The sequence below is a fragment of the Enterococcus sp. DIV2449a genome, from assembly GCF_051711225.1.
Classification (GTDB): Bacteria; Bacillota; Bacilli; order Lactobacillales; family Enterococcaceae; genus Enterococcus_D; species Enterococcus_D casseliflavus.
The window spans coordinates 1,167,613-1,190,553 of record NZ_JBIOME010000001.1 but is presented as its reverse complement, the minus strand read 5'-3'; the positions used below and the strand labels follow the sequence as shown (position 1 = coordinate 1,190,553).

General features: G+C 41.0%; 21 protein-coding genes. 3 read left to right on the top strand and 18 right to left on the bottom strand.

The annotated features are described in order from the left end of the window. Positions 1-22 precede the first annotated feature (22 nt). Genes IGI76_RS05665 through IGI76_RS05640 form a run of 6 tightly spaced genes read right to left on the bottom strand, consistent with a single transcriptional unit; the run spans position 23 to position 4,887 of the window. On the bottom strand, positions 23-724 hold the full coding sequence (locus IGI76_RS05665; RefSeq protein ID WP_228074072.1) for a sugar transferase: 702 nt from the start codon (positions 722-724) through the stop codon (positions 23-25). A gap of 11 nt (positions 725-735) precedes the next feature. Further along, positions 736-1,500 carry a tyrosine-protein phosphatase gene (locus IGI76_RS05660; RefSeq protein ID WP_010747870.1) on the bottom strand — a complete coding sequence of 255 codons (765 nt, stop codon included), beginning with the start codon at positions 1,498-1,500 and terminating at the stop codon, positions 736-738. Positions 1,501-1,523: 23 nt separating this feature from the next. Further along, the gene (locus tag IGI76_RS05655) at positions 1,524-2,231 is read right to left on the bottom strand and encodes a CpsD/CapB family tyrosine-protein kinase (protein WP_010747869.1); all 708 of its coding nucleotides are present in this window, start codon (positions 2,229-2,231) and stop codon (positions 1,524-1,526) included. 9 nt (positions 2,232-2,240) lie between these two features. Continuing rightward, the gene (locus IGI76_RS05650) at positions 2,241-3,020 is read right to left on the bottom strand and encodes a YveK family protein (protein WP_008378786.1); all 780 of its coding nucleotides are present in this window, start codon (positions 3,018-3,020) and stop codon (positions 2,241-2,243) included. A 15-nt stretch (positions 3,021-3,035) separates the two neighbouring features. Continuing rightward, positions 3,036-3,968 (bottom strand): LCP family glycopolymer transferase, encoded by a 933-nt coding sequence (locus tag IGI76_RS05645; RefSeq protein WP_416242378.1) that lies wholly within the window; start codon positions 3,966-3,968, stop codon positions 3,036-3,038. A gap of 49 nt (positions 3,969-4,017) precedes the next feature. Continuing rightward, positions 4,018-4,887: a hypothetical protein gene (locus IGI76_RS05640; protein WP_270266538.1), complete on the bottom strand. Its 870-nt coding sequence runs from the start codon at positions 4,885-4,887 to the stop codon at positions 4,018-4,020. An 862-nt stretch (positions 4,888-5,749) separates the two neighbouring features. Here IGI76_RS05640 and IGI76_RS05635 point away from each other — a divergent pair. After that, a complete protein-coding gene (locus tag IGI76_RS05635) occupies positions 5,750-7,219 on the top strand; it encodes a helix-turn-helix domain-containing protein (RefSeq protein WP_438781191.1) in 1,470 nt (489 codons plus the stop codon). Positions 7,220-7,442: 223 nt separating this feature from the next. Here the strand turns inward: IGI76_RS05635 and IGI76_RS05630 are convergent, their stop codons facing one another. The 3 genes from IGI76_RS05630 to IGI76_RS05620 form a co-directional block, all read right to left on the bottom strand. Next, on the bottom strand, positions 7,443-8,642 hold the full coding sequence (locus tag IGI76_RS05630) for a 3D domain-containing protein (RefSeq protein WP_270266536.1): 1,200 nt from the start codon (positions 8,640-8,642) through the stop codon (positions 7,443-7,445). A gap of 205 nt (positions 8,643-8,847) precedes the next feature. After that, positions 8,848-9,615 carry a putative ABC transporter permease gene (locus IGI76_RS05625; RefSeq protein ID WP_086294928.1) on the bottom strand — a complete coding sequence of 256 codons (768 nt, stop codon included), beginning with the start codon at positions 9,613-9,615 and terminating at the stop codon, positions 8,848-8,850. Between the two features lie 137 nt (positions 9,616-9,752). Further along, positions 9,753-10,130, bottom strand: coding sequence for a DUF7006 family protein (locus IGI76_RS05620; protein ID WP_005234961.1), 378 nt, complete (start codon positions 10,128-10,130; stop codon positions 9,753-9,755). Positions 10,131-10,617: 487 nt separating this feature from the next. Here IGI76_RS05620 and IGI76_RS05615 point away from each other — a divergent pair, with 487 nt between their 5' ends. After that, positions 10,618-11,241 (top strand): hypothetical protein, encoded by a 624-nt coding sequence (locus IGI76_RS05615; protein ID WP_270266535.1) that lies wholly within the window; start codon positions 10,618-10,620, stop codon positions 11,239-11,241. Between the two features lie 62 nt (positions 11,242-11,303). Here IGI76_RS05615 and IGI76_RS05610 read toward each other — a convergent pair whose 3' ends face one another. From IGI76_RS05610 to IGI76_RS05600, 3 genes are all read right to left on the bottom strand, one after another. Then, positions 11,304-13,190, bottom strand: a complete 1,887-nt coding sequence (locus IGI76_RS05610) for a glucosaminidase domain-containing protein (RefSeq protein WP_167823039.1) — start codon at positions 13,188-13,190, stop codon at positions 11,304-11,306. A 33-nt stretch (positions 13,191-13,223) separates the two neighbouring features. Continuing rightward, complete coding sequence (locus tag IGI76_RS05605; RefSeq protein ID WP_270266533.1) at positions 13,224-14,675, bottom strand: C40 family peptidase; 1,452 nt, start codon at positions 14,673-14,675, stop codon at positions 13,224-13,226. Positions 14,676-15,042: 367 nt separating this feature from the next. Further along, the gene (locus IGI76_RS05600) at positions 15,043-15,663 is read right to left on the bottom strand and encodes a TetR/AcrR family transcriptional regulator (RefSeq protein ID WP_015509375.1); all 621 of its coding nucleotides are present in this window, start codon (positions 15,661-15,663) and stop codon (positions 15,043-15,045) included. A 109-nt stretch (positions 15,664-15,772) separates the two neighbouring features. Between IGI76_RS05600 and IGI76_RS05595 the strand changes: the two genes are divergently transcribed. Further along, entirely contained in the window at positions 15,773-16,375 is a 603-nt protein-coding gene (locus tag IGI76_RS05595) for an ECF transporter S component (RefSeq protein WP_142962512.1), read from the top strand. Positions 16,376-16,507: 132 nt separating this feature from the next. Here IGI76_RS05595 and IGI76_RS05590 read toward each other — a convergent pair whose 3' ends face one another. The 6 genes from IGI76_RS05590 to IGI76_RS05565 form a co-directional block, all read right to left on the bottom strand. Continuing rightward, on the bottom strand, positions 16,508-16,867 hold the full coding sequence (locus IGI76_RS05590) for a DUF1304 domain-containing protein (RefSeq protein ID WP_270266532.1): 360 nt from the start codon (positions 16,865-16,867) through the stop codon (positions 16,508-16,510). Positions 16,868-16,869: 2 nt separating this feature from the next. Next, positions 16,870-17,157: a putative quinol monooxygenase gene (locus IGI76_RS05585; protein ID WP_016608137.1), complete on the bottom strand. Its 288-nt coding sequence runs from the start codon at positions 17,155-17,157 to the stop codon at positions 16,870-16,872. A gap of 14 nt (positions 17,158-17,171) precedes the next feature. Then, entirely contained in the window at positions 17,172-17,807 is a 636-nt protein-coding gene (locus IGI76_RS05580; RefSeq protein ID WP_240937507.1) for a nitroreductase family protein, read from the bottom strand. Between the two features lie 14 nt (positions 17,808-17,821). Beyond that, positions 17,822-18,229 carry a MarR family winged helix-turn-helix transcriptional regulator gene (locus tag IGI76_RS05575; RefSeq protein ID WP_008378808.1) on the bottom strand — a complete coding sequence of 136 codons (408 nt, stop codon included), beginning with the start codon at positions 18,227-18,229 and terminating at the stop codon, positions 17,822-17,824. A gap of 211 nt (positions 18,230-18,440) precedes the next feature. After that, a complete protein-coding gene (locus IGI76_RS05570) occupies positions 18,441-21,107 on the bottom strand; it encodes a cation-translocating P-type ATPase (protein ID WP_270266531.1) in 2,667 nt (888 codons plus the stop codon). A gap of 765 nt (positions 21,108-21,872) precedes the next feature. After that, the gene (locus IGI76_RS05565) at positions 21,873-22,787 is read right to left on the bottom strand and encodes a cation diffusion facilitator family transporter (protein WP_194185480.1); all 915 of its coding nucleotides are present in this window, start codon (positions 22,785-22,787) and stop codon (positions 21,873-21,875) included. Between the last annotated feature and the right edge of the window lie 154 nt (positions 22,788-22,941).

The following is a 22,941-nucleotide window of genomic DNA, read 5'->3' as shown; positions in this document are numbered from 1 at the left end:
CCTATATTTGAAATACATAATCTTAAAAAGCCCCATTCGGTTTAAAGATCACGTTTATAGTCTTCACTATGATGCTTAAATCAGTTAAGAAGCTACATGTTTTGATATACTTTAAATCTAAGTAGACCATCTCATTAAATCCAACATGATTTCTACCACTCACTTGCCAGAATCCCGTGCAACCAGGTTTAATCAACAATCGCTGACGATCATAATCCGTATAATCTAAAACCTCTCTTGGCAACGGTGGTCTTGGTCCGACTAAACTCATTTCTCCTTTTAGTACATTCAAAAGTTGTGGTAATTCATCAATACTAGTTTTACGAATGAATTTTCCTATCTTAGTGATTCTAGGATCATCTTTCATTTTAAACATAGCACCTTCTACTTCATTATGTTGTAGTAGCATCTCTAATTTTTCTTCAGCATCCACACACATAGAGCGAAACTTGTACATCTTAAATAATTTTCCATTTTTTCCCACACGTTCCTGCGAAAAAAAAACGGGTCCTTCTGGTTCTTCTTTTTTTATTTTATAAGCAATAACTAAAAAAAGAGGTGATAAAAGCATCATACCGACAATACTACCAATGATATCAATGATTCTTTTTATGAAAAAGTATAAATATTTTGATTCAACGTCATCTTTGCAAAGGTAGATTTGATGTTTACCTTTTCTTATTACTTTCCCCTCATTAAGGTTAGATGCATCCAACTCATCCATTATTTTACCCCCTAAAATAATCCAAACTTTTTCTTTTTTATTATTGCGTATTCCGGATACTCAATTTGATCTCCATTTATCAAATCTTTTGCTACTTGTTTCATTAAAGCAACTTTGCTTTTATCAAAATCTTTTGCGATTTGCTCATAGGTTTCTTTCATATAAAAAGAACGTTTCTTGACTCCGTGAGCATCGGAAGCTACCATCTGTACCAAATTGTGCTCAACCATTATTTTAGATGTTCTTTGAATGTCTTTCCCAAAGACACCCACATAACTGGGAGCGGTCAGTTGTGCCAAACATCCCATTTCTAAAAACGGGATCAGGTTGTTTGGATCTTTTCTGAAATAAGCATTTCTTTCTGGATGTACGATAACTGGAATTTTACCAAGGCTGTTCAACTCAAAAAAGACTTGTTCGGAATAAGTTGGTACTTCCATTGTAGGAAACTCTATCAAAATATACGTATCGTAAAGATCCGTAAATAGAATATTACCGTTACGAATATCCTCAATTAAATCTCCCGTTATCCTAACCTCCTGCCCCTCAAGTACAGTCAAAGGCAAGTTCCGCGCATCCAATTCTTCTTGTAAATAAGTAACGAGAGAAATGACCTCAGACTTTGGATTGCGGTATTTTCCATTATTATGATGCGGGGTACAAAGGATATGCGTGATTCCTTGGCTAATCGCTTTTTCGGCCATAGCGATGCTCGCACTGATGTCTTCGGCCCCATCATCAATTCCTGGTAAAATGTGGCAATGTAAATCAATCATTTCTCTCGTCTCCTTTAAACTATTTAATTTCCATAATAATAGTAGTAACCTGAATCTTTCGAATGTTCGGCACCGTTATAAACGACACCAACAATTCTTGCTTGAACCATATTTAAAAGATCTCTCGCCTTTGTTAAGGATTCTTTACGAGCAACGTTTTCTCGAACCACTAAGATCGTCCCATCTGCTTTAGATGCCATAATTTGTGCATCGGTAACTGCTACAACTGGTGGCATATCAAAGATAACCACGTCGTAAAGATTTTTCGCTTCTTCGATTACTTGGTTCATTCGTGCTGACCCAAGTAGCTCGGATGGATTTGGTGGTTTTGGTCCGCTGGTTAAGACAGACAAATTATCGATCACCGTTTTTTGAGCCGCTTCGAGGACGCTCGTTGAGGTACTTAATACGGTACTCAATCCACTCGCATTGTTTAAGCTAAATGTCTTGTATACAGTAGGCTTCCGCATATCCGCATCAACTAACAATACCCGTTGTCCTGATTTTGCAAAAACAACCGCTAGATTAGCTGAAGTTGTCGATTTGCCTTCCCCTGGACCAGAAGAAGTAACAACAATGGTCTTAATTTGTTTATCTGCTGAAGATGCAAATTGAATGTTTGTACGAATCGTACGATATTGCTCTGAGATTGGCGAAGAAGGATCAATTAGCGTGATCAAACTTACTGCATGTGTCTGTGTCCCAGTACGTTCTTGTTTTTTTGCCATCATTGTTCCCTCCTAGACCCGACTACGACTTCGGCGTGATTCTGCCGTTTTGTCGCCTTGCGGTTTCTTAATAAATGGTGCACTTGGTTTTTTCTGAATGGTTGCAGCTAATTCTTTTGGTGACATTTGCGGAACAGTACCTAATACAGTGAAGCCTAATGTTTCGGTTACAAATTTATCATCTTTGACAGTTCGATCTAGTAGCTCCAATAAGAAGGCTAAACCGACACCGACCATGATACCTAATACCAGACCAATGGCTAAATTTAGTTTGTTATTAGGTGAAACTGGTGTAGTGCTAGCTACCGCACTTGAAATGATTGAGATTTTATCAACATTCATGACATCTTGGGCATTTTCTTGAAAGACTAATGCAGTCGTGTTGGCAATATTTTGTGCTGACACTGCATTGGTACTGGTTGCCTGAATGGAAAACATTTGTGAGTTCTGTGATTGGTTGATTGAAATGGACTCCTTCAATTGTCCTACAGTCAAATCAAGATTATTTTCAGACTCCAGACGATCTTTTACTTGTGTCATAACTAGATCACTGACGATCATATCCTTATAGGTGTTGATCATTTGCAGGTTTGTATTCACATCGTTGGCATTGGTAGTTTCGGATTGAGGCAATGTCACAATCAACTGGGCTTGTGAACTGTATTTTGGTGTAATGACAAAGAAGGTAAATATCCCTGCTAAAGCTAAACCAGCAAACATTGAAATAAAAATAGCAGCTAAGTGTTTCCGTAGAATTGCGAATATTTCTTTCAAGCTAATTGTTTCTTCCATCTTTTCTCCACTTTCCTATTCATTCTCTAGATTTAGTTGAGCTTTCAACTCTTTTTGAACTCTTGCTAGTTCCTCATCACTCACACGCTGATACGAGATACCATCTTGCATGAATCCTTCACCTTGAAGCTGGTCTTGTTTGATCGTTTGAAACGCACTGCGATAATTCATTGCCAATGTCCGCATATCATCAAAACTCATATCAGTTTTCATATTGTTCTCAACTGCATTCAAGATAGTCTGATATTGACTAACCCCATCTAGACTAAGAACTTTCTTTACGATTGCTTCAACCATCTTACGTTGTCGGTCTTGTCGCCCATAGTCTCCATTGGGATCATCATATCTCATTCTTGAATAAGCGAGTGCTTGTTCTCCGTTTAATTTTGTACGACCAATTGTAAAATCAAAGCCATCTTTTGAAAAAGTCAAATCATTATCAACTTCAATACCGCCGACTGCGTCAACTAATTCTTTCAAGCCTTCCATATTAAGGGACACGTAATGATCAATTGGAATATCTAAAAACTTCTCAACCGTGTTCATAGACATGGCTGCCCCTCCAAAGGCATAGGCATGATTGATTTTATCTGTTGTTCCATGTCCTACGATATCAACATAGGTATCGCGAGCAATACTCACCACCGTCGTCTGATTGTCTTGAGGACTGATGGTCGCCACCATCATGGTATCAGAACGGCCTTGTTCGACTCTGCCTAAATCACCGGTATCGATCCCCATCAGTAAAACCGAGAAGGACTCTTGTTGGGATAGATTGACATCATTTTCACGTAGGCGATCTTCTCGATCACGCTCAACTGATTGATAGGTTTCGTTAATTGAGTTTGACACATCAAAATATAGTTTAGCAGCAACACCGATCAATCCGATGACTAACACTGCAACGATTGTAAAGATAATTAAAAAGATTTTTTTTCCTTTTGACATTTGCTTTCCTCCAGTTATCTAAAATTTCCTTCAGCACGATTCAACTTATCTAATAGTAAGACGCTGAACTCATGTCTGTTCCAGTACCGTCTCCTGTTGATGTATCGTCAGAATAACTTTCAGTTGAAGCTGAGGGAATATAACTGGTATAGCCTGTATACCCCATTTGTGCCGCAATTGAATTAGCGGATTCTGTAAAAGAATCTTTGAGTACTTGATTTCGCACTTGATTGATGCTATCAATCAGAGCTAAATAGCCATCCAAAGTCACTTCGCTAGTTACAACATTTTCTTGCAGCATAGCATTCAAGCTGGCTTGAATTTGAGTAATGCGATCCAATTGAGCGGTCGCAAACTCTAAATAAGCAGAAACAAGGTCTTTCCATGGACCATCTTCAAGAAAATTTAAATCCTCACGTACATTCCCTAAGTCCGTTTCTTTTAAATCCTCTTTAATAGTGACATTGTTCTCAGCAGCTTGCCAATTCGAAACACCTTCAGTAAACAACGCTGCTGTCTTAGCTTGTACTTTCACTTTTGCCTCGATCTCTTTTAGTTGATCATCCAGCGCTTGTTTCTTTTCTTGAATCTCAACAGATTCGCTCGGCAATGCGCTCTCTTCGATTCCGTAATCATCTGCAGATACTTTTACTGCTGATAGTTTCGCGACAGTTTTCAAAACCTCTTCTTCGCTAAGATCACTTCGTAAAAACGTTTGCTCTTCGTTGCTGTACATACCAGCAATTTCTCCGGACAGTTCATTTAAGCGCTCTCGCTCGCTTGCAATCGCTGTCTGTGCGTATTCGACTCGTTGCTGATATTGTCTTTGGTTATTTTGTCGGTAACCTATCAAACATATTGCGATGGCTCCGATTCCCACAGCTAACACAGTCAAAGTCTTTATTAACGGCTTTCCCATGAACACACTCCCTAATTCAATTGTGCTTGTTTAAGCATTCTGCCTTCGTCTCACATAATAAAGGCAATTCTAGTTTATTATAAGAGAAATGTATCATTAAATAAAGGAAATTCCTGTTTTTTCTTTTTTAAGGTATATTTTTCATCAATAAAAGGCTTATTTAATGGCAAATATCAGTTATTTTAAATATACATAAATAACGTGTAGCATACTTGACAGTTTTTTTAAACCCTCATTTTAAATAATAAATAATTCAGTGATAATCGTTATTCTCATCGTCTTTGAGAGTTGTCACATCATAGAAAAATAACCTCGAGTGATTATATTCATTCATTTTCTCAACATCTTTTCATTATAAATAGAAAACATGAGAATTTCAGAAAGAAAAGTTAAATACTTTTGTTGTTATTATAAATCGGTTTGGCAAAATTGGATAATTTTCTTGGGGCACTTAGGGTTTCCTTCGCGGTTACTATTTATTTACACCAATCGTTCCTGTAAAAATTATAAGTTATCTTCCGTAAAGTGACTTTCCTCTTCACTTCCGTCCCCTTTCATCTTCTATTGGTTCCCCCGAAACATAATTAATCATTCAACTTTTATTTTTACGCCAAAAAGTTATTTCCTTGACACCTCTTTTGCTATTTAATTTCAATTTATTTTATTTTAGATGCTGAAAAAACGTGTTTCTACCTATATATATGCCGAACGACAGTTGATTTATAGAAAATGCACAAAATCTTGCACAGGAACAGGTATAGATTTCACCAACCGATGAAATACGTGATTTGTTTTTTCTTCCCTATCTTCATTAAGATGAATAAGTAAGATTTGCGATTTTATTCATGAAAGGAGCCACGTCTTGAGAAATTTTCAAATTAATTTTATTACCAACACTGCAACGATTCGATGGCTGAAAATTTTGATGGCATTCGAGAAAAATTATCAATGTTCGACTCAAGGTTTGGCAAAGATTTCAGGAAGTACCACGCGAACAATCGTTACGGACGTGACGGATCTAAAAGAGTATTTTGGCGACTGTTTATCGATCGACTCTTCTCACAAGGGGTATATTTTTTCAATCAAACATTCCGCTGTGTATTTAACGAAAAAACGTGCGCTGATTGCCGATGAGATTTTGTTCCATATCATCGAAAGTATTTTCCACAACGATCTTTATAGCTCATCAGAATGGGCCGAGAAGTACCATATATCAGAAAGCACTGTTCTTCGCTATTTGCGGAAAGTACAACCTATTTTTTCTTTCTATCGTTTGGAGATCCAAACCAATCCTATTTGCTTTATTGGTGAGGAAATCAATATTCGTAAGTTTTTCCATGATTTCTATTATGAATCGGAGATTACTGCTCATACGATTTTTCCACCGATCGCCATCCAAAATATCACTGCCAGTGCTTTTTCAAGATGTTACCAACTTGACCAGCATGCTTGTTCATTTGGTGAATTCAATTATTACTTGTATATCACCTTTGAGCGCCATTGTGCAGGTCAACGTATCGAGTTGCCTAAGCAAATTAAAAAAATATTTGAACAGTATAATGATTTTCGGCTATTTTCTGAAATCAATGAGACTGTGAGTGAGCAATACCAAAAAGAGCTTCCCTATGAGGAAGTCCTTTATTTGTTCTTACTAGTGAAAACCCGTCGCTCAATCAGCAATTTAGCGATCGAGCAGACCTTTTGTAGAGAGTATAATCATTGGCCTGAAATCAAGCAGCTTGCGGCAACCTTTGTCAAGGATTGCTTGCCAGATACACAAGATAGCGCTCGTGACCGACTCTTAGTGGAGTCCTTTTTTACGGTAGCAAAAATCAAGCAATTATTATCCCCCTTATTAAATCATATGATTTCTGATACCGTTCAATTTGTCGAAGAGGCATATACGGATGATTACCATCTATTTAAAAACTATCTGTTGACGCAACCATTAGCCAGAGAAATTTGGGACAGTAACACACTGGAACACTTAGGAACGAGTCTTACGATGTATGTTACTTCTATTAAATCTTTGTACTGGCAAGCAAAGAAAAATATCGCTTTTTTATTCGAAGGCCCCTTTTATTTATGCCAATTATTAAAATGCAAATCTGTTCGTTATTTGCGCAGCTCTCGGACCTTTTATTTTCCGGACTCCAATGAATTGTCCGCAGGCTATTTGGAAAAAAATCAAATTGATTTGATCGTTACCAACTATACGGAATATATTACCGAATATGCCCAAGACATTGATTATTTGCTATTCAAAACCTTTCCCGATGAGCACGACTGGGAAGCATTAGAAGAGAAATTGAATGCCAATTTCAATCCTTGATAATCGTGCACCCTCTGTTCTCCTCCTTCTGACCAAGCTGTTCAAAAAATGCTCCTGAGAACGATCGTAAGAGCTTGTGAGCAGTTTAACAATAAATCCAGAGCGGTATCGATCGTGTCAGCACTGACGCAGCGATACGCTCTCTTCTTATGCCTTCCTCCATTAAAAGCAAAAAAAGAAGCAGCCACTTCATTCAGTGAGCTGCTTCTTGCTAGTTGATTGATTAATCGAGGATCGTTACTTTTACTTGACGACGGCCCCACTGGATACATTGTGCGACGTTATCAAAGTGAACATCAATGATGTTTCCTTTGATCGCGCCACCAGTATCAAGCGCTAGTGCTACGCCATAGCCTTCAACATTGACTAAGGTTCCTAAGGGAATCACGCTTGGATCAACGGCAACTGCCATTGGATTTTTACGTAAGTCTGTACCACTTGCTGTAAAGAAACTAGAGCCAGCTTCTTTATACGAGTAAGCAGTTGATTCCATCATCAATGTCCGACCGCTGCTTGTATTGCTGTTGTTGCTATTGTTATTACTGTTGTTACTTGTATTGCTTGAGCTGTTAGTTGAGCTATTGTTACTGCTTGAAGAGCTGCTCGATGATGAGCTGCTGCTTCCAGTCGTATTGCTGCTCGATGAAGCAGACGCTTGTGATTCAGAAGCGCTTGAACGTTCGGCAGCCTGGGCTGCTTCTTTTTCAGCTTTTTCTTTCGCTGCTTGTTCCGCCGCTTCTTTGGCTGCTCGTTCTTCTGCTGCTTTTTCAGCAGCTAAGCGAGCTGTTTCAGCTTCTTTGCTGGAAGCAATTTGTGCCAAAGTTGCTTCGTTTTCTTTCAATTGGGCTTGTAGATTCGCAATTTTTGAATCCAGTGTTTTGGCTTCTGATTCTAATGCGGTTTGATTTTCTTTCAATGATTGCTGTGTTGACTGTGCTTTTTCTTCTAAAGCTTCCAGCTTTTCTTTTTCTGCTGTCAATGAATCGATCTTTTCTTTTTCCAAGTTTTGTAACATCGTCATCGCATAGGCACGATTGATAAAATCTTGGATGTTGGATGATTCTAACAGTACCGTCCAGTCTCTGGTTGCCCCGCCATTGACTTGGATGTCTTTCATACGTTCCGCAACGACTGCTTCACGCTTTTCAATTGTTTCTTGTGCAGTTTTGATTTCTGCTTTGGTTGTTGCTAATGATTCTTCATTTTCAGCGATTTGAGCTTTTAGCTCTTCTACCTCACTGTATTTCGCATTCACATCAGTCAATGCAATCTGTACTTCCGTACTGATTTCCTGACTTTGCTGCATGACGGCACTTTCTTGCTCTTGCAATGATTCAAGTGACTCAGCCTGCGCAAAGATTGGAGAAACGATTCCTGCCGCAAAGACAGCGACAACGATTGTTCGTAGTTTCTTTGCCTTCAAAAAATTCCCTCACTTCTCACTATGGTTTCCAACATATCCTATTATACAAATTCTTAAGAAGAATTTTATTGCAGGACCTTTACAATTTGTTACAAATTATCGTAAAAGTGGGTGTTTTAATCGTCTTTTTCAACTGAAATCAGTCAGAAGTGGGAAGAATCAGCATTGATAAGGGTTTATTTTTTGTAATCTAACCGTAACAAACCTATTTTTTCTTACGAATGGCTTCAATAAATCGAGACAATTCCTGACTGCTTTTTATCTGATTGATTTCTAACTTTTGAAAGTTTTTTAAGAGTCTTCTTTGATGGAAATTCAATCTCGGTAGATTTTGTTTTAAAACGCGCCATTCTTCTGGAAACGCTGCGAAGCGCCCTTGCCAATCGTTTTTATATTGCTCAATATTTTCAGCCAATTCTTTTTTGTGCTGTTCAAAGGCTTGATTGACCTGTTGCACCGCTTTCTGAAAGGCAACCAAGTTAGCTAGGGTATAGCCCATATCAAAAGAGAGAACCATTAATAAGAAAACTGGCAATAAGAATCCTACTCGAGCACTCAATGTTTGAACAATCTCCAGCATTTGCGGATGAACAAATCGAACAATCAGCACACAGCACACGCCCCAAAAAAGAGAAATCGGCAATGCCACCCGTCCATTGATATTCAATGGGACTTCTTTATAATCCCACCATGAGGCATGAAAAAAACGCTCAAGTAAATAACTTGTCACATATTCAAGCACGGTAACCAACAACGCTGCCGCAAAGAACAGTGGAATCACTTGCTCATGCAATGGCCGTAAAAAATAGACAACGCCAAGAATCCCAAAGCCGTAGATGGGTGTGATCGGACCAATAAGGAAGCCCCGATACACAAAGTGCTTGGCTTTTAGTGAGCAATAAATGGTTTCCCAAAGCCATCCGATAAATGAGTACAAGAAAAACAATAAAATGATCCGTTCAAATTGAACCATACCTCTCCGCTCCTTTTCAAACTGTTGCAATGATCTGTGCAATCGTACTTGTCATCACAATCATACCACAAATCAATCGGTCTTATTTTGAATCAGTGTAGGAGCTTATTCCTCGTTTGAACGGTCTTTTTTGTTGCTTATTGATCACCAAAAATAATTGATGGGTGCACCTGTTCTTTCAAACTATAGCCACACAGTTCTTTGTTAAAGGTAAAATGATCTTGTTCCACATTGGCAATGATCTCATCTTCGGAAAATCCGTGAAAATCGTAGTCATTGATGTAACTGCGAAGTAATACTAATTTTGCATCGATCAAGAGAACTCGTTGGATGTCCATCCAAAAAGCCATGTCTTTGTTTTTCAATATTTTTTTCAATTCTGCTTCCTGTGCTAACCAGTACGCATAGACTGATGGCATTTCACCTTTAATGGTTTCAGCAGATAATCCTTCTCTCATTTTTACTAGATACTCATTCACTGATTGATAAAACAATTTCCTTCCCCCTAGTTCCATTATTTTTAAACGTTGATCCTATGTTTCTTCTATTTCCTCGCCGCTTTGAGCTATCTTTCTCTATCCGACTGTTGCTGATGTCGCCTTTTTTGTATCGAAAGAAGCCATAGTATTTCGCAACAAAATTCTGACAATTATTCAAAACAAATAGATATATAAAAAACACACTATTATTTTATAGATATAACCGACACAATTTTTAACTTCACTATTCTTTTAATGCTTCCTTTCTTTTCTAAAGCATAGCAAAAGTCGCCCCGTATTTATAATCAACTTTTGCATCAATCTAAGAAAAAAGTGAAAATAAGCGGTAATAGTCAGTTATTTCCGCTTCATTTTTTTAAATTTACTATTTAATATTCCTTTCTTTTTTTCGATTCATGCAATAACTAAGAATATTTTATTGCGTTATTTCCTTTCCTATTATACGATTAACTAAATAATGTTGGTTATTTGAAAATAAAAAACAAAGGGGAACGTGAGAATAATGAGAAAAAGTGTTGTTTTTAGTTTATTGGGGTTCACACTTCTTTTTGCTGGCTGCACGCCAAAAGAGGAGCAACCAACTTCAGAAAGTACGGAAAATGCAAGCGCTACAAGCTTATCTATGACTTCGTCAACAGAAGTCGCCCAAGAATCTACGGTCTCTTCCAGCGAAGCGGCTTTACCGAGTTCGGAGCAAACTATCACAGGCGTGAGCGGAACAAACTATACCATCGATTTACCTAGCAATTGGCAAGAGGTACCTGATTTCACTTCATTGAATCCTGACAATGATTTCATGTTGTCCGATGCGTTAGAAACAAAATACTTAGCTGCAGTCGTTGAATCGAAACAAGATTTTGCCGATTTAGAAACTTATCTCGGATTGGTTCAAGAAAATTTGGCAACGAGCTTCGATACGACTGCCACCTTTTTACCAATTCCTGACACAAAGGCCTATTTCGTTGATTTCCCAGCGACAGTTGAAGGGCTAAATATCCACTATATTTATTATGTACTTGAAACCGAAAATAATTACGTTCAGTTGTATGGTTGGACGTTAGAAAGCTTATACGACTCTTCAAAAGAGGAACTAACAGCGATCATGAACAGCTTCAAAGAAGAATAAACAAAACATCTGTAACCATTTTGGCAAATAGCCGCAAAAATGGTTGCAGATGTTTTTTCTTTTTATCTACGGACTACAAGTCGTTGCCCTACAAGAATCAATGAGCCAGAAAGATTATTCCACTGCATCAACTGATTGACAGTCACACCATAGCGTTGCGAAATCCCCCATAGAGTGTCTCCCGAACGCACGGTATAGGTGGTGCTGTTTGATGAGGAAGCGTTCGTTTCTTGAACATACGCTGCACTTACCCAGCCACGCCCTTCAATTCGATACCAGACATTGTTACCATTGACGCTGGTTCCGGTCTTTTGCGCAACTGCGCGAAAAGAGGAGTTGTTTAACAAAGAACCAACAATTCTAGCACTGGTAGACGCATCAGAGCGAATATTCAATGTTGCGGTGGTGCGAAACTCTTTATTGATGCTTTGTTCAGAGCTATTACTTCCAGCGGTCACTTCTGTCACGTACGCAGCGCTCACCCAGCCGCGTCCTTGGATTCGATACCACACATTGTTGCCGTTGACACTCGTTCCGGTCTTTTGAGCGACTGCTCGAAATGTTGCATTGCTTGCCAAGGAGCCGACAACAGAAGCGCTAGTCGATGCGTCGGAACGGATGTTCAAGGCGGTGGTGGTGCGAAACTCTTTGTTGATGCTTTGTTCGGCACTGTTGTTATTGTTATTATTATCGTTATTGTTATTATTATCGTTGTTATTATCATTATTATTGTTGTTATCATTCCCACCCGTATTCGATGAGATCTCCGTCACGTGAGCGGCACTTACCCAACCACGTCCTTGAATTCGATACCACGTCGTATTGCCGTTCACACTGGTGCCGCTTTTTTGCGCTACTGCTTCAAATGTTGCGTTGGCAGCCAATGAACCCACGATCGAGGCGCTGGTGGAAGCATCTGAACGGATATTGAGTGCTGCATTTGTTCTGAATTGCTTATTGATCGCCTGTTCAGAATTATTATTGTTGTTATCGTTTGAACCGCCACCACTTGATGTATCGTACTGGGTCAAATTGTACGTTTCAATCAAGTTGTTTAGCTTACTTGCATAAGCCGTGTCGGTGGCATAGCGTCCTTGCAGCCATTGTGTCGCGTCACGATAAGAATTCGTATTAGACTTCCATGCCCCATGGTAGAAGAAAACACCCGGCGAAAATGAGGTGGTTCTCAAAACGTGCGCATTGTCTTGAAAAGATTCTTTTAATGAAGGGTATTTACGAAACTTCGCAATAATCGGATAGAGGTTGCCATTCCCGTCATCTTCCAAGGTTTGCATCTCTACAAATTGTCCATTGTAAGATCCCTTGATACCAAACATATTATTGGCAAGAGTAGTCAGCGTGGATTGCCCCCAACCTGATTCTAAGATCGCTTGCGCAATCATGACTGAAGCGTAGAGGTCATTTGCCCCCGCCACTTCTTGTGCCATTGGTCCTACTTGCTGAATAAATGCTTGCTGATTATTAGAACGTGCCATTGGATTGTTGTAGTTGGGCATGACCTTCGTTTCAATGGCGATCCGCTCTTCTTCTGACAGAACAGGAATGTCACGATCGATTTCTGCTTCATTCTGTTCAGAAGCATCATCTGCTGGTTCATTTTCGGGTACATCTTGAATTTCTACTACATCCGCACTTTCAGCTTCTGATGGTTCGGTACTATCTTGCGTTGCTGGTGATCCCTCGTTCACTTCTTGATCTTCTACAATGCTCACGGAATCTTGCGTCGATGTGTCTTGGGTTGACTCTGCTGTTTCAACTACTTGAACACCATTTTGGGTTTCTGCTGACTCAAGTGTATCTGCTAAGACATTCATCGGCAAAATATTCACCGTACTAACAAGTGCAGCGGTTGCCGCCGCACTTTTACGGTAAAGAAGCCCTCTTTTTTGTTTCTTCGCACGATAACGAAGCTGTTTTCTTTCTTCCATTTGTCTCTCCTTAAAACTACAGCTAGCTATTTCTTACATTCTTACTGCAAAGCTAGGTGTAAAATGAGCGGTACTGCCAACAGAAACATTTTGTCCTGGGCGTGGTGCATGAATGTATTGTCCGCCACCTAAAGCAATGGCTACATGATAGGTGCTGCCTGATGAACCCCAGAATAATAGATCTCCTGGTTGTGCTTGGCTAACGGAAATCACTGTACCTGCTGTTTCTTGTGGTACCGTCCATCCACCAATATCTCTCCCTGTTACTTGTAAAAAGACATAGCGAGTAAACCCAGAACAGTCAAAGCTGTCCGGTCCTTTGGCACCCCAAACATAGGGTTTTCCGATATGCTTATAAGCTTCTGCCACGATTGCAGCCCCATTTGTTGATGCTGGTGCAGAAGGTGCTGGCGGCGTCACGATCGGTGCAGGTGACGGAGCTGGCGTTGGTGCAGGAACTGCAGGTGCACTGTCCGCTGGCGTCTCTGGTGCTGCAGGTGTCACTGGTGTTTCTGGCTCTTGAATTTCTGGTGTATCTACTGGTGCTTCTTCTGGAGCCTCTGGTGTTTCAACTGGTTCAGATTCTTGCGTTTCCTCTGGCTGCGTTTCTGCTGGTGCTTCTGGCTCTTCCACTGGCGTTGGGCTCTCTGCTTCTGCGTCAGATTCGGTGCCCTCTGCTTGAACAGCCGCTTCATTCAAGGCTGCTGCTTCTGCTGCAGCTTGTTCTGCCTGCTGTTGCGCCGCTTGTTCCGCTTGGGCTTGTAAAGCAGCAACACGGGCAGCTTCTTCACGAATTCTTGCTTGCTCCGCTTCATAGGCTTCTTTTTCTGCACGCAGCTGTTCTTTTTCTTCTTCTTTCGTTGCTTCTTCGTAGGCTAAATTACTAACTAAGACATTTAATTCTGCTTGGCTTGCTTCCAAGACACCTTTTTGTGCTTCCAGATGGCTCTGTGCTGCTTGCAATTCTGCCACTTTTTCTTGTGATTCCGCACGCTTTTGTTCAACTGCTTGTTGGTCGGCTTTTTGCTGTTCGATCACTTCATTATTTGCTCGAATGATCGTCGTCATGGCATGTACCCGACCCACTAGATCACTGACAGAATCAGCTTCTAGTACGGCTGTTAAAAAATTGTCGCCTTTCCCATTGACTTGTGTTTCTCTGGCTTGTTTTTCAATGTTTTCTGAGCGTTTGGCGATGCGCTCTTCTAACTGACTGATTTCCTGATCCAATCCTTCGATCGCTTGCAACAAATCACTTTGCTGCGCTAAAATGATTGCTGCTTCTTGATTTAATGAATCAATTTCTGCAGACAATCCATCAATTTCCCCTTGTACGCTTTGACGTTGCTGTCTCAAATGATCAATTTCGTTATTTTTTTGTTCGATCAATTGATCGTGATTCGTAGCAAAAACGGTCACAGGTCCGCCGAATGATGACAATACAATGCCGCACATACACACTGTTGCAAAGATTTTCTTCTTCATCTGATCCTCCAAATTAAATTTTAAAACTTTTTTTTCATTTATTTGACCATTTTCATTTTACCATAGTTCAGTAGCAAACCCAATCCGTAAGCGATTTACATTTTAGTTACATAAATAAGATCTGTTTTTTTATTACATGTTCCCCACTACTATCCCACCAACACGCCGAGTGAATCCCTATGTATCAACTGTTCAAGAAAATTTCATAGAAAAAGTCCTTTTTCTTAAGAAAAAATAAATAATGTTGTAGATTTCACTTTTATTACATTAATTTTCTGCAAAATATGCTTGATTCACAAAGTTATAAACAGACGAAAAAAGCTCCTTCCTAGTGTTAACTAGAAAAGAGCGAGTTTTTTTGTCTTAGTTATTCGCGATAAGGGAGTAGTTGTCTCATTACAGCGATTTGGTCATCAATGGTCTGTTCTGTGATGTGACCGGTCAGAGCCAAAATCCCCAATCCTTCAATCACGAACATATAGTTTTCTGCAATCACTGCCAAGTTTTCATCTTTTAACACGCCTTGCTGAACGCCAACTTGAAAGATCTCATGGATCGTCCGTTTCGTCTCAGAAAGTTGTGCTTGCTGCAGGGAACTGGAGGCTTCGGTTTTATGCGTATAGTAATACTCGTAGACGGCTCGCAGCATACCGTCAGAAATGCTGTGGAGTAGACGCTTGCGATGGTCGGAAAAATATTTGTTTAAAATCGTTTCAAAGGGTACTTGCTCCATGATCATCTCTCGTACATCATCAAATTTACGTTTGGAACGCTGCTCTAACACTGCCAAAAAAATCTCATCCACCGAACGAAAATATAAATAAATGCCACCACGACTAATGCCACACTCTTCGATAATGTCCTTCATTGTCGCATCGATCAAGCCTTTCTTACTAAAGACGACTTTGGCACTTTCAAGAATCAAATCACGCTTTTGTTGTTTTTTCTTTTCCGCTGTAGTCAATTCGCTCTGTTGCTTCTTTGCCATTTTTTTGGCTCCTTTCATCACATTATGAATGACACTCGTGTCATTTTGTTGTATAATCAACCTAACTTAAAAATGACACGAGTGTCATTATAAAAAAGGAGTTTTTACAATGAATACAAAAAGCAAAACCTATCGCCTTGTCATTCGTGCCATTTTGACTGCTATTATTATTTTACAAACGATGGTACCTTTCCTTGGATTTATTCCGATCGGTATCACTAGTTTAACGATCATCCATATCACGGTGATCGTCGCTGCCATCGTTTTAGGGACAAAAGACGGGATGTTCATCGGCTTAGTCTGGGGGATTTTTACCATGATCCGTGCGTTTACCTCTCCGACAACGCCCTTAGACATTGCTGTTTTCACCAACCCAATCATCTCGGTGGTTCCCCGTGTGTTGGTTGGCTTAGTGGCTGGTCTCTTGTTTACGATCATTTACAAAAAGACCAAAAAAGTCGTCGCTGCTTCGATTGTTGCAGCAATCTTTGGGACCATCACCAATACAGTTTTGGTCTTGACGTTAATGGGAACCTTATATACTAGCTTAGTTGCCACTACCTATGGTGTCGATGCTTCGGCTTTATTCGTGACCCTCGGTGGAATTGCTGTAACGAATGGAATCTCTGAGGTGATCACAGCTGCGATTTTAACACCCATTCTAGTAAAAGCCTTATTTGCAGCAACCAGCTTACGTCCAGAAAATCGTTAGTCCCTTCTCTTATCCTATCATTTTTTTCACGTTCTGAGTACTCTTTGTCCAAACATTAAAAGCCCCCGATCGAAGAAAGCTTCTATTGGATAGAAAAGCTTTCTTCGATCGGGGGACTTCTTCTTTCATTGGTTAAAAAAAGGTGGACAGCAAGGCAAGGATCGCTAGACCGCCTTGGGTCAAAATAATTTTCTTGTCGCTAGTCACACTGCCATATGCAGCTACTAAGATAATGTAGATCAACAGCAAGCGACTGATTTCCAATGGCGCTGAAGCAAAGGTAATACTATACAGTAACCCCAAACCAATCAGCCCATTGTAAACTCCTTGATTTTTGAACAAGGTCACAACAATCGGTCGCTCAAGTTCTGTCTTCGTCACGTTGAAGACTCGCGCTGTTGCTTTGGACGTAGTGGCAAATGTTTCTAAATAGAGAATATAGAAAAACTCTAAGGCAACCAGTACAATCAAAACCGTCGATAAAATCGTCATCCTTATTCTCCTTGATGAGCGACAACGATCTCGCTCGGTTTGGCTGCAAAGTCAGGCATTTGTTGGAATAATTGTTGCAGCAGCGGGTTTTGATTGTGGGCGGTGATCGCTTCTTGATTCGCCCATTTTTCGACCATGACAAACCGATTGTTCTCTTCCAATGATTCATAGAGATGATAGCCGTGGCAGCCTTCCTCAGCTCTCGCCGATGCTAATAATGGCGTAACAGCGGCTAAAAAATCTGCCCGCTTTTCTTCTTTGATGTAAAACGTTGCATTAATGATTTCCATCGTTTTCCCTCCTCTTATAGAAATGTCGTAATTTTTTCTGCGTCTAACCGAACGGATTCATAGCCTAATTCTTTGGCTTTTCCGACTGAAAGGATCATGACAGGAACATAACGTTCTTTGTCTAAGCCAAAAGCTTCGGCTAATTGATCTGCTTCAAAGCCGCCGATTGGGTTGGTTTCATAGCCATGCGCCCGCGCAACTAACATAAATTGCATGGCAGCTAAACTAGCGTCGATCTTCACCACATCATTCATTTGTTCTTTTGTAAGATTTTCGTAATGAGGAATGATCGCTGCTAATTGTTGGTCACGTACTTCTGCTGGCATTTTGCCTTCTGCTACTGCTTTGTTATAGATTTCTTCTCCTAGTTCATGACAAAGCATATCACCAAAAATCAAGACCATTGCAGAAGAGGTATCATTTTGTCGGACGTTGAAACGAATCAACGGTTTCAATTTTGCTTTTTGCTCATCGCTTTCCACAACGACAAAGCGCCAAGGCTGCATATTGACTGAGGAAGGTGCTGTCGTTGACTCTTGGATCATGGTCAACATTTCTTCATGGGGGATTTTGTAGGTTTCATCATAGACACGGACCGATTTTCGGCCAAAGGTGATCTCTGAAAAATTGTTGTTGCTGTATTCTGTCATGGGTTTTCCTTCTTTCATGGAACTAATTTCATAAGTAATGTTAGAAGCTGTGCTTCTTCTTCTTCGGTCAAATTGATGCCTAGCGACTCCTCAGAGCTGGCATGCTTTGAAGCACAACTAGCCAAATCGGCTTGTGCTTTCGGTGTCAAAGAAACAAAAATCTCGCGGTTATTGTCTTTGTTACGTTCCCGTGTCACAAATTGTTTTTCTTCGAGAATCTTCAAATGCCGCGTGACCGCTGCACTATCGATCTTCAATTCATTCTGTACTTGATTTTGGGTACAGCGTCCTTGCTCATTTAAAAACTGCAGCAACTGATAACGGGTCAGACTAAAGCCAGTCTCTTTTTCAAAGATCGCCGTTAATTCTTGATTCACGATTTTCATCCGATACAGCAATCCGCTTAGCTCACGTAAATTCATTGCATCAACCGCTCCTTTCATCATTGACTAGTCAACTGTTGACTAGTCAAGTATAAGTCATTTTCTTTTGCTTGTAAAGAGTAAGCAAAAAAAAGACCCGCAGTTAGGCGAACTTCATCAAGGATCGAATCAGAAATCCTTTTATGAAGTTGCACCATTAGGCTGCGGGTCTTCGTTACTCCAGTATTGAGTCAATACTGGAGAATTTATTTTATTTTAATTGGAAGAGTTTCTTCAAGCCCATCACGATCAGTGTAGAGATCGCAGCAGCAGCAAAGATAATGCCCCACGTGCCAGCTTGAATTGGCATCGTGTCTAATAGCTCATTCATAAACGGTACATAGACTGCTGAAAGCTGCAAGCCGACGGAAAGGAGCAAGGCTCCCATCAACGGTTTGTTTTTCAAGAGGGTTTTGTCTAAACCAAAGCCGCTGCTCTTACGAACGTTGAAAATATGCATCAATTGCGCCACTGCCATAAAGGTAAAGGTTGCTGTTTGTGCATAAAGCAACTCGTGATCCGTCAGCATCAGGAAGTTGAAGAAGCCAAACGCCACCAAACCAATCACGACCCCACTTAAAATAATGCGTCCTAAGAAGCGCTTGTTGACGAGGCCATCAGCTTTCGACCGTGGCTGACGTTTCATGATGTCGTCTTCTGCTGGTTCAAAGGCTAACGCCATGGCTGGAGCAATATCGATAACTAGATTCAAGAAAAGGATATGCAGCGGTTGGATTGGCATTGGCATCAAGAAGATGACACTTAAAAAGATCGTCACGATCTCAACCATATTACAAGAGAACAGGAAGGAAACATATTTTTTGATGTTGTCAAAAATGATGCGTCCTTCTTTGATGGCATCGACGATCGTTCCAAAACGGTCATCCGTCAAAATCATATCGGAAGATTCTTTGGCTACTTCTGTGCCGCGGATCCCCATGGCGATCCCGATGTCAGCGCCGTTGAGTGCCGGCGCATCGTTGACCCCATCGCCAGTCATTGAAACGATATCGCCTTCTTCACGCAACGCTTCCACAAGCTGTAATTTATTTTTTGGTGAAACTCGAGCAAAGACAGCAACTTCTTCGATTTTTTCGTTAAAGCCTTCCTGCCCTGCCAATTCATCGATCTCACGCCCCGTCATGGTTTTTTCATGATCCTTTAAGCCAATTTCTTTGGCGATCATGGACGCCGTCTTCGGATGGTCCCCCGTGATCATTTTCACTCGGATCCCCGCTTCTTGGGCGACCTTCACTGCTTCTTTGACATCTGTTCGCGGCGGATCGACGATGCCCGCAAAGCCTTGGATCTTGATTTCCTGCAGTGCTGCTTTCAGCTCTGCTTCGGCCGTTCCACCTTGATAATCCTCGATGCAACCGACAGCGATCACCCGCTGCCCATGACTGGCTAACGTGTCATTGTATGCATGAAGCTGTTCTTTTTCTTTGGCATCCGCATCGGCTAAATCAATCAAGACATCTGGTGCCCCTTTGATGATCAATGTCCGTTGCTCTCCTTCATACACGGTCACCATGTATTTGTTGTCGGAATCAAAGGGCATTTCTGCGATTTTCTTCAGCCCGCTGTCCTGCTCTTTTTGGCGATCGATGCCGATTTTTTGACCTAAAACGACGAACGCCCCATCTGTTGGATCACCGAGGATCTCGTATTGCCCTTCGTTTTCACGTAAAGTAGCGGTGGTACATAAAGCACCGTTTTCGATCATCCCTTGCAGTGCATCATGATTGGCTGCATCGATCTCGGTGTCATCCTCCGAGTCTGCCTTGTAAAATTTCCCGTTGGGTTCATACCCATTTCCTGTTACTTTGAACATTTCTCCTGAACCTAAAATGATCTCAGCAACCGTCATTTGGTTTTCTGTCAGCGTCCCCGTTTTGTCACTGGCAATGATACTGGTGGCGCCCAGGGTCTCAACAGCTGATAACGATTTGACCAGTGCTTTGTGCTCGGCCATCGTCCGCATGCCTCGGGACAATGTGATCGTCGAAACGGCTGGCATTGCCTCAGGTATCGCTGCGACCGCCAAAATAATCGAGATATGGATCATTTCGACAAATGGTTGATTCGTCAAGACCCCAGCGATCAAAACTGCCACCGCAGCAAAAAGCGCGGCAATAATGATTGCTTTTCCTAGCTTGTCCAATTCGATATCTAACGGCGTTTGACGCTTTTTGTCACCCGTCAGCATGTCACTGATTTTTCCGACCTCGGTCTTCATACCGGTTTCTGTCACTACAGCATAGGCATTTCCCCGAGTTGCCGCAGTTCCTGCGAAAACGACATTGCGGCGATCGCCTAGTGGAACATCTTCTTCAAAGGTTTCTCGTGCATCTTTTTCAACAGCTTCTGACTCACCGGTCAGCGCTGATTCGATGCAGGCAAAGTTGCTCGTTTCAAGTAAGCGGCCATCTGCCGCAATGGCATCCCCTTCTTCCAGAACGAGAATATCGCCTGGAACGATTTTTGCCGACTCGATCTCCATTACTTCTCCATCACGAATCACTTTTGCGGTAGTGTAAATCATGCTTTGAAGAGAATCAATTGATTTTTGTGCTCGTAATTCTGTGATAAAACCTGTCATTACAGCAATCACCACGGCAATCAATACTGCAATTCCTTCAATCGTTTCCCCCATCGCAAAAGAGAGTAACGCAGCTGCTAGCAATAAATAAACAATCAAGTTGTTCAAGTTATGCCACAGCAATTCCCATACAGAAAGGGATTCTTGTTGCTGGATCGTGTTTTCTCCGTATTTTTCTAAGCGTTTGTCGGCTTCTTTCCCGCTTAGGCCTTGCTTGCGGTCACTTTCAAAATGTTTCAAGGTCTCTTCAGTCTTTTGCTGGTAAAATTTTTCCATCAAATTCCTCCTTTAAATTATAAACTTCTTGCCGAGGGTTTCCACGTTTCTGAAGGGATAAATCGGTACAGATACCTTGCACAGTCATTTTTTGATTTGAATCGGTTCAGGCAATTGCTGAGTGAAGGGAATATAACCAATAAGAAAAGCAAGCGCAGGTTGACTGGCTGAGGGAATAGGTATGTGTGTTGAGCATCGATCATTTTGCGAGCAATGAAGTCGCTTCTTTTAAACGTCGCAAGTGATCTTTCTATGTACGTACTTTGTGAAAAAACCATCCGGCCTACTTCTAACCTATCATGGATGAAGATGTTCGCAAAGGATTTTGCTTCACAAGTGGTGTAAAAAAACAGTCGTAACAAAATTAGCACCACCGCTTTTGGTGACGATTGGGCAGCATGTCAGTAATGCCAAACAGGTACTCGTTTCGGTGTTTTCTTAATAAACTAAGCTTCTGCTATGTTGTGATTTACAATGTTACAACTCTAGCAAAAAAATAACTTTAAAAAGAGAACGCTTGCTGTCCTTACTTTATTTTAACAAAAAACAACAAACTTTTGAACAAAAAAAGTGTTTATTGCTAAAAAACAATTAAATTGCGACCTCTCGCTGACATTCTCCTTCCTGATCGCCAGAAAAGGTTGAAGCAAAACAAGCCATTGATCCATTGTGTTCATATAAAACAAGCACGCCAATACCCCAAAAAAGCATTCCTCGTTTGAATGATAAATCACCAACCGAAGAATGCTTCGTATTTATTCTACTTTATGAGGGAACTTCCTCACTCTCGATGTAGCAATAAACTCGCAGATCAGGCAAAGCCTGTTTGATCCGCTGTTCGATGGTATCGATAAATACGCTTGGTTCTTCGGGTCCTAGCTTCAAGGTAAGGTCGGCGACGATCAAAAGTTCTTCTGGGCTTAGATGGAGGGTTCGCAAATCTTTGATTTGAATGATGGCAGGGTCGGCTAAAATTTGTTTGATCGCCATTAAATCAGAAGCAGAAGCGCCTTCTCCAATCAAGAGGCTATAAAATTCTTTGGCTAAAAAGACAGCAGCAGCAATCAGCAACAATCCACCCAAAATGCCGCCGAGGGAATCAAATATCGGATTATCCGTCAATGCGGTCAATAAGATTCCTGCGATGGCGATCGTCACACTACCTAAGGCAAACAAATTTTCCGTGAAGCCTAAAAGCAGATCGGAATCGCGGCTTTCTTTTAAGAAACGGACGAGGGGCTGATTTTGCTTGTTTTGTTCTTTGACTTCTTGCCATCCCTCTTGTACAGCCGTCACTTCAATGAACAAACTGACAAATAAGATCGCTGCCACCAGCTGGAGCTGTTCCACTTCGTGGGTGGGGTCTAGCAGATCACGGCTGGCTTCAACAACCGCTAAAATTCCACCACCTAAAAAAACTGTCATGGCAACTACAGTACTAAAAAAATAGGTCGCTCGTCCTTCACCAAACTGATGCAGTTCGCTGCGTCCTCGCTGTGCTCGGTTTTCACCGATGGCTAGAAGTCCTTGATTGATGCAATCGATCAGACTATGGATACTTTCATTCATCAAGACTGCACTGCCGCTAAAGAAGTAGCCGATGGCTTTCATGATCAACCCTAAGACATGGGTCAGCAAAACGATTCTACGGGCTTTTTGTTCTTGCTGTTTTTCCATCATGGTTCCTCCTTCGGTGTCGGACTCGCTGTAACAAGCTGTCTCTTTTCTTAAGCATAGCACTGCACTTCCTAGATGAAAACGAAAGTGGCTCGTGATATAGATTTACCATTTACTCCCCTCTTGAACGCAAAAAAACCAGGATTTCTCCTGGCTT

Excerpts from the sequence above, each read along its gene's own strand:
- IGI76_RS05600 (WP_015509375.1), bottom strand. The coding sequence starts at position 15,663 with ATGGCAAAGAAGCAACAGAGCGAATTGACTACAGCGGAAAAGAAAAAA.
- IGI76_RS05575 (WP_008378808.1), bottom strand. The coding sequence starts at position 18,229 with ATGAATTTACGTGAGCTAAGCGGATTGCTGTATCGGATGAAAATCGTG.
- IGI76_RS05615 (WP_270266535.1), top strand. The coding sequence starts at position 10,618 with ATGAGAAAAAGTGTTGTTTTTAGTTTATTGGGGTTCACACTTCTTTTT.
- IGI76_RS05590 (WP_270266532.1), bottom strand. The coding sequence starts at position 16,867 with ATGACGATTTTATCGACGGTTTTGATTGTACTGGTTGCCTTAGAGTTT.
- IGI76_RS05610 (WP_167823039.1), bottom strand. The coding sequence starts at position 13,190 with ATGGAAGAAAGAAAACAGCTTCGTTATCGTGCGAAGAAACAAAAAAGA.
- IGI76_RS05595 (WP_142962512.1), top strand. The coding sequence starts at position 15,773 with ATGAATACAAAAAGCAAAACCTATCGCCTTGTCATTCGTGCCATTTTG.
- IGI76_RS05640 (WP_270266538.1), bottom strand. The coding sequence starts at position 4,887 with ATGGGAAAGCCGTTAATAAAGACTTTGACTGTGTTAGCTGTGGGAATC.
- IGI76_RS05585 (WP_016608137.1), bottom strand. The coding sequence starts at position 17,157 with ATGGAAATCATTAATGCAACGTTTTACATCAAAGAAGAAAAGCGGGCA.
- IGI76_RS05655 (WP_010747869.1), bottom strand. The coding sequence starts at position 2,231 with ATGATGGCAAAAAAACAAGAACGTACTGGGACACAGACACATGCAGTA.
- IGI76_RS05620 (WP_005234961.1), bottom strand. The coding sequence starts at position 10,130 with ATGGAACTAGGGGGAAGGAAATTGTTTTATCAATCAGTGAATGAGTAT.
- IGI76_RS05650 (WP_008378786.1), bottom strand. The coding sequence starts at position 3,020 with ATGGAAGAAACAATTAGCTTGAAAGAAATATTCGCAATTCTACGGAAA.
- IGI76_RS05605 (WP_270266533.1), bottom strand. The coding sequence starts at position 14,675 with ATGAAGAAGAAAATCTTTGCAACAGTGTGTATGTGCGGCATTGTATTG.
- IGI76_RS05625 (WP_086294928.1), bottom strand. The coding sequence starts at position 9,615 with ATGGTTCAATTTGAACGGATCATTTTATTGTTTTTCTTGTACTCATTT.
- IGI76_RS05645 (WP_416242378.1), bottom strand. The coding sequence starts at position 3,968 with ATGTCAAAAGGAAAAAAAATCTTTTTAATTATCTTTACAATCGTTGCA.
- IGI76_RS05565 (WP_194185480.1), bottom strand. The coding sequence starts at position 22,787 with ATGATGGAAAAACAGCAAGAACAAAAAGCCCGTAGAATCGTTTTGCTG.
- IGI76_RS05580 (WP_240937507.1), bottom strand. The coding sequence starts at position 17,807 with ATGACAGAATACAGCAACAACAATTTTTCAGAGATCACCTTTGGCCGA.
- IGI76_RS05665 (WP_228074072.1), bottom strand. The coding sequence starts at position 724 with ATGGATGAGTTGGATGCATCTAACCTTAATGAGGGGAAAGTAATAAGA.
- IGI76_RS05570 (WP_270266531.1), bottom strand. The coding sequence starts at position 21,107 with ATGGAAAAATTTTACCAGCAAAAGACTGAAGAGACCTTGAAACATTTT.
- IGI76_RS05660 (WP_010747870.1), bottom strand. The coding sequence starts at position 1,500 with ATGATTGATTTACATTGCCACATTTTACCAGGAATTGATGATGGGGCC.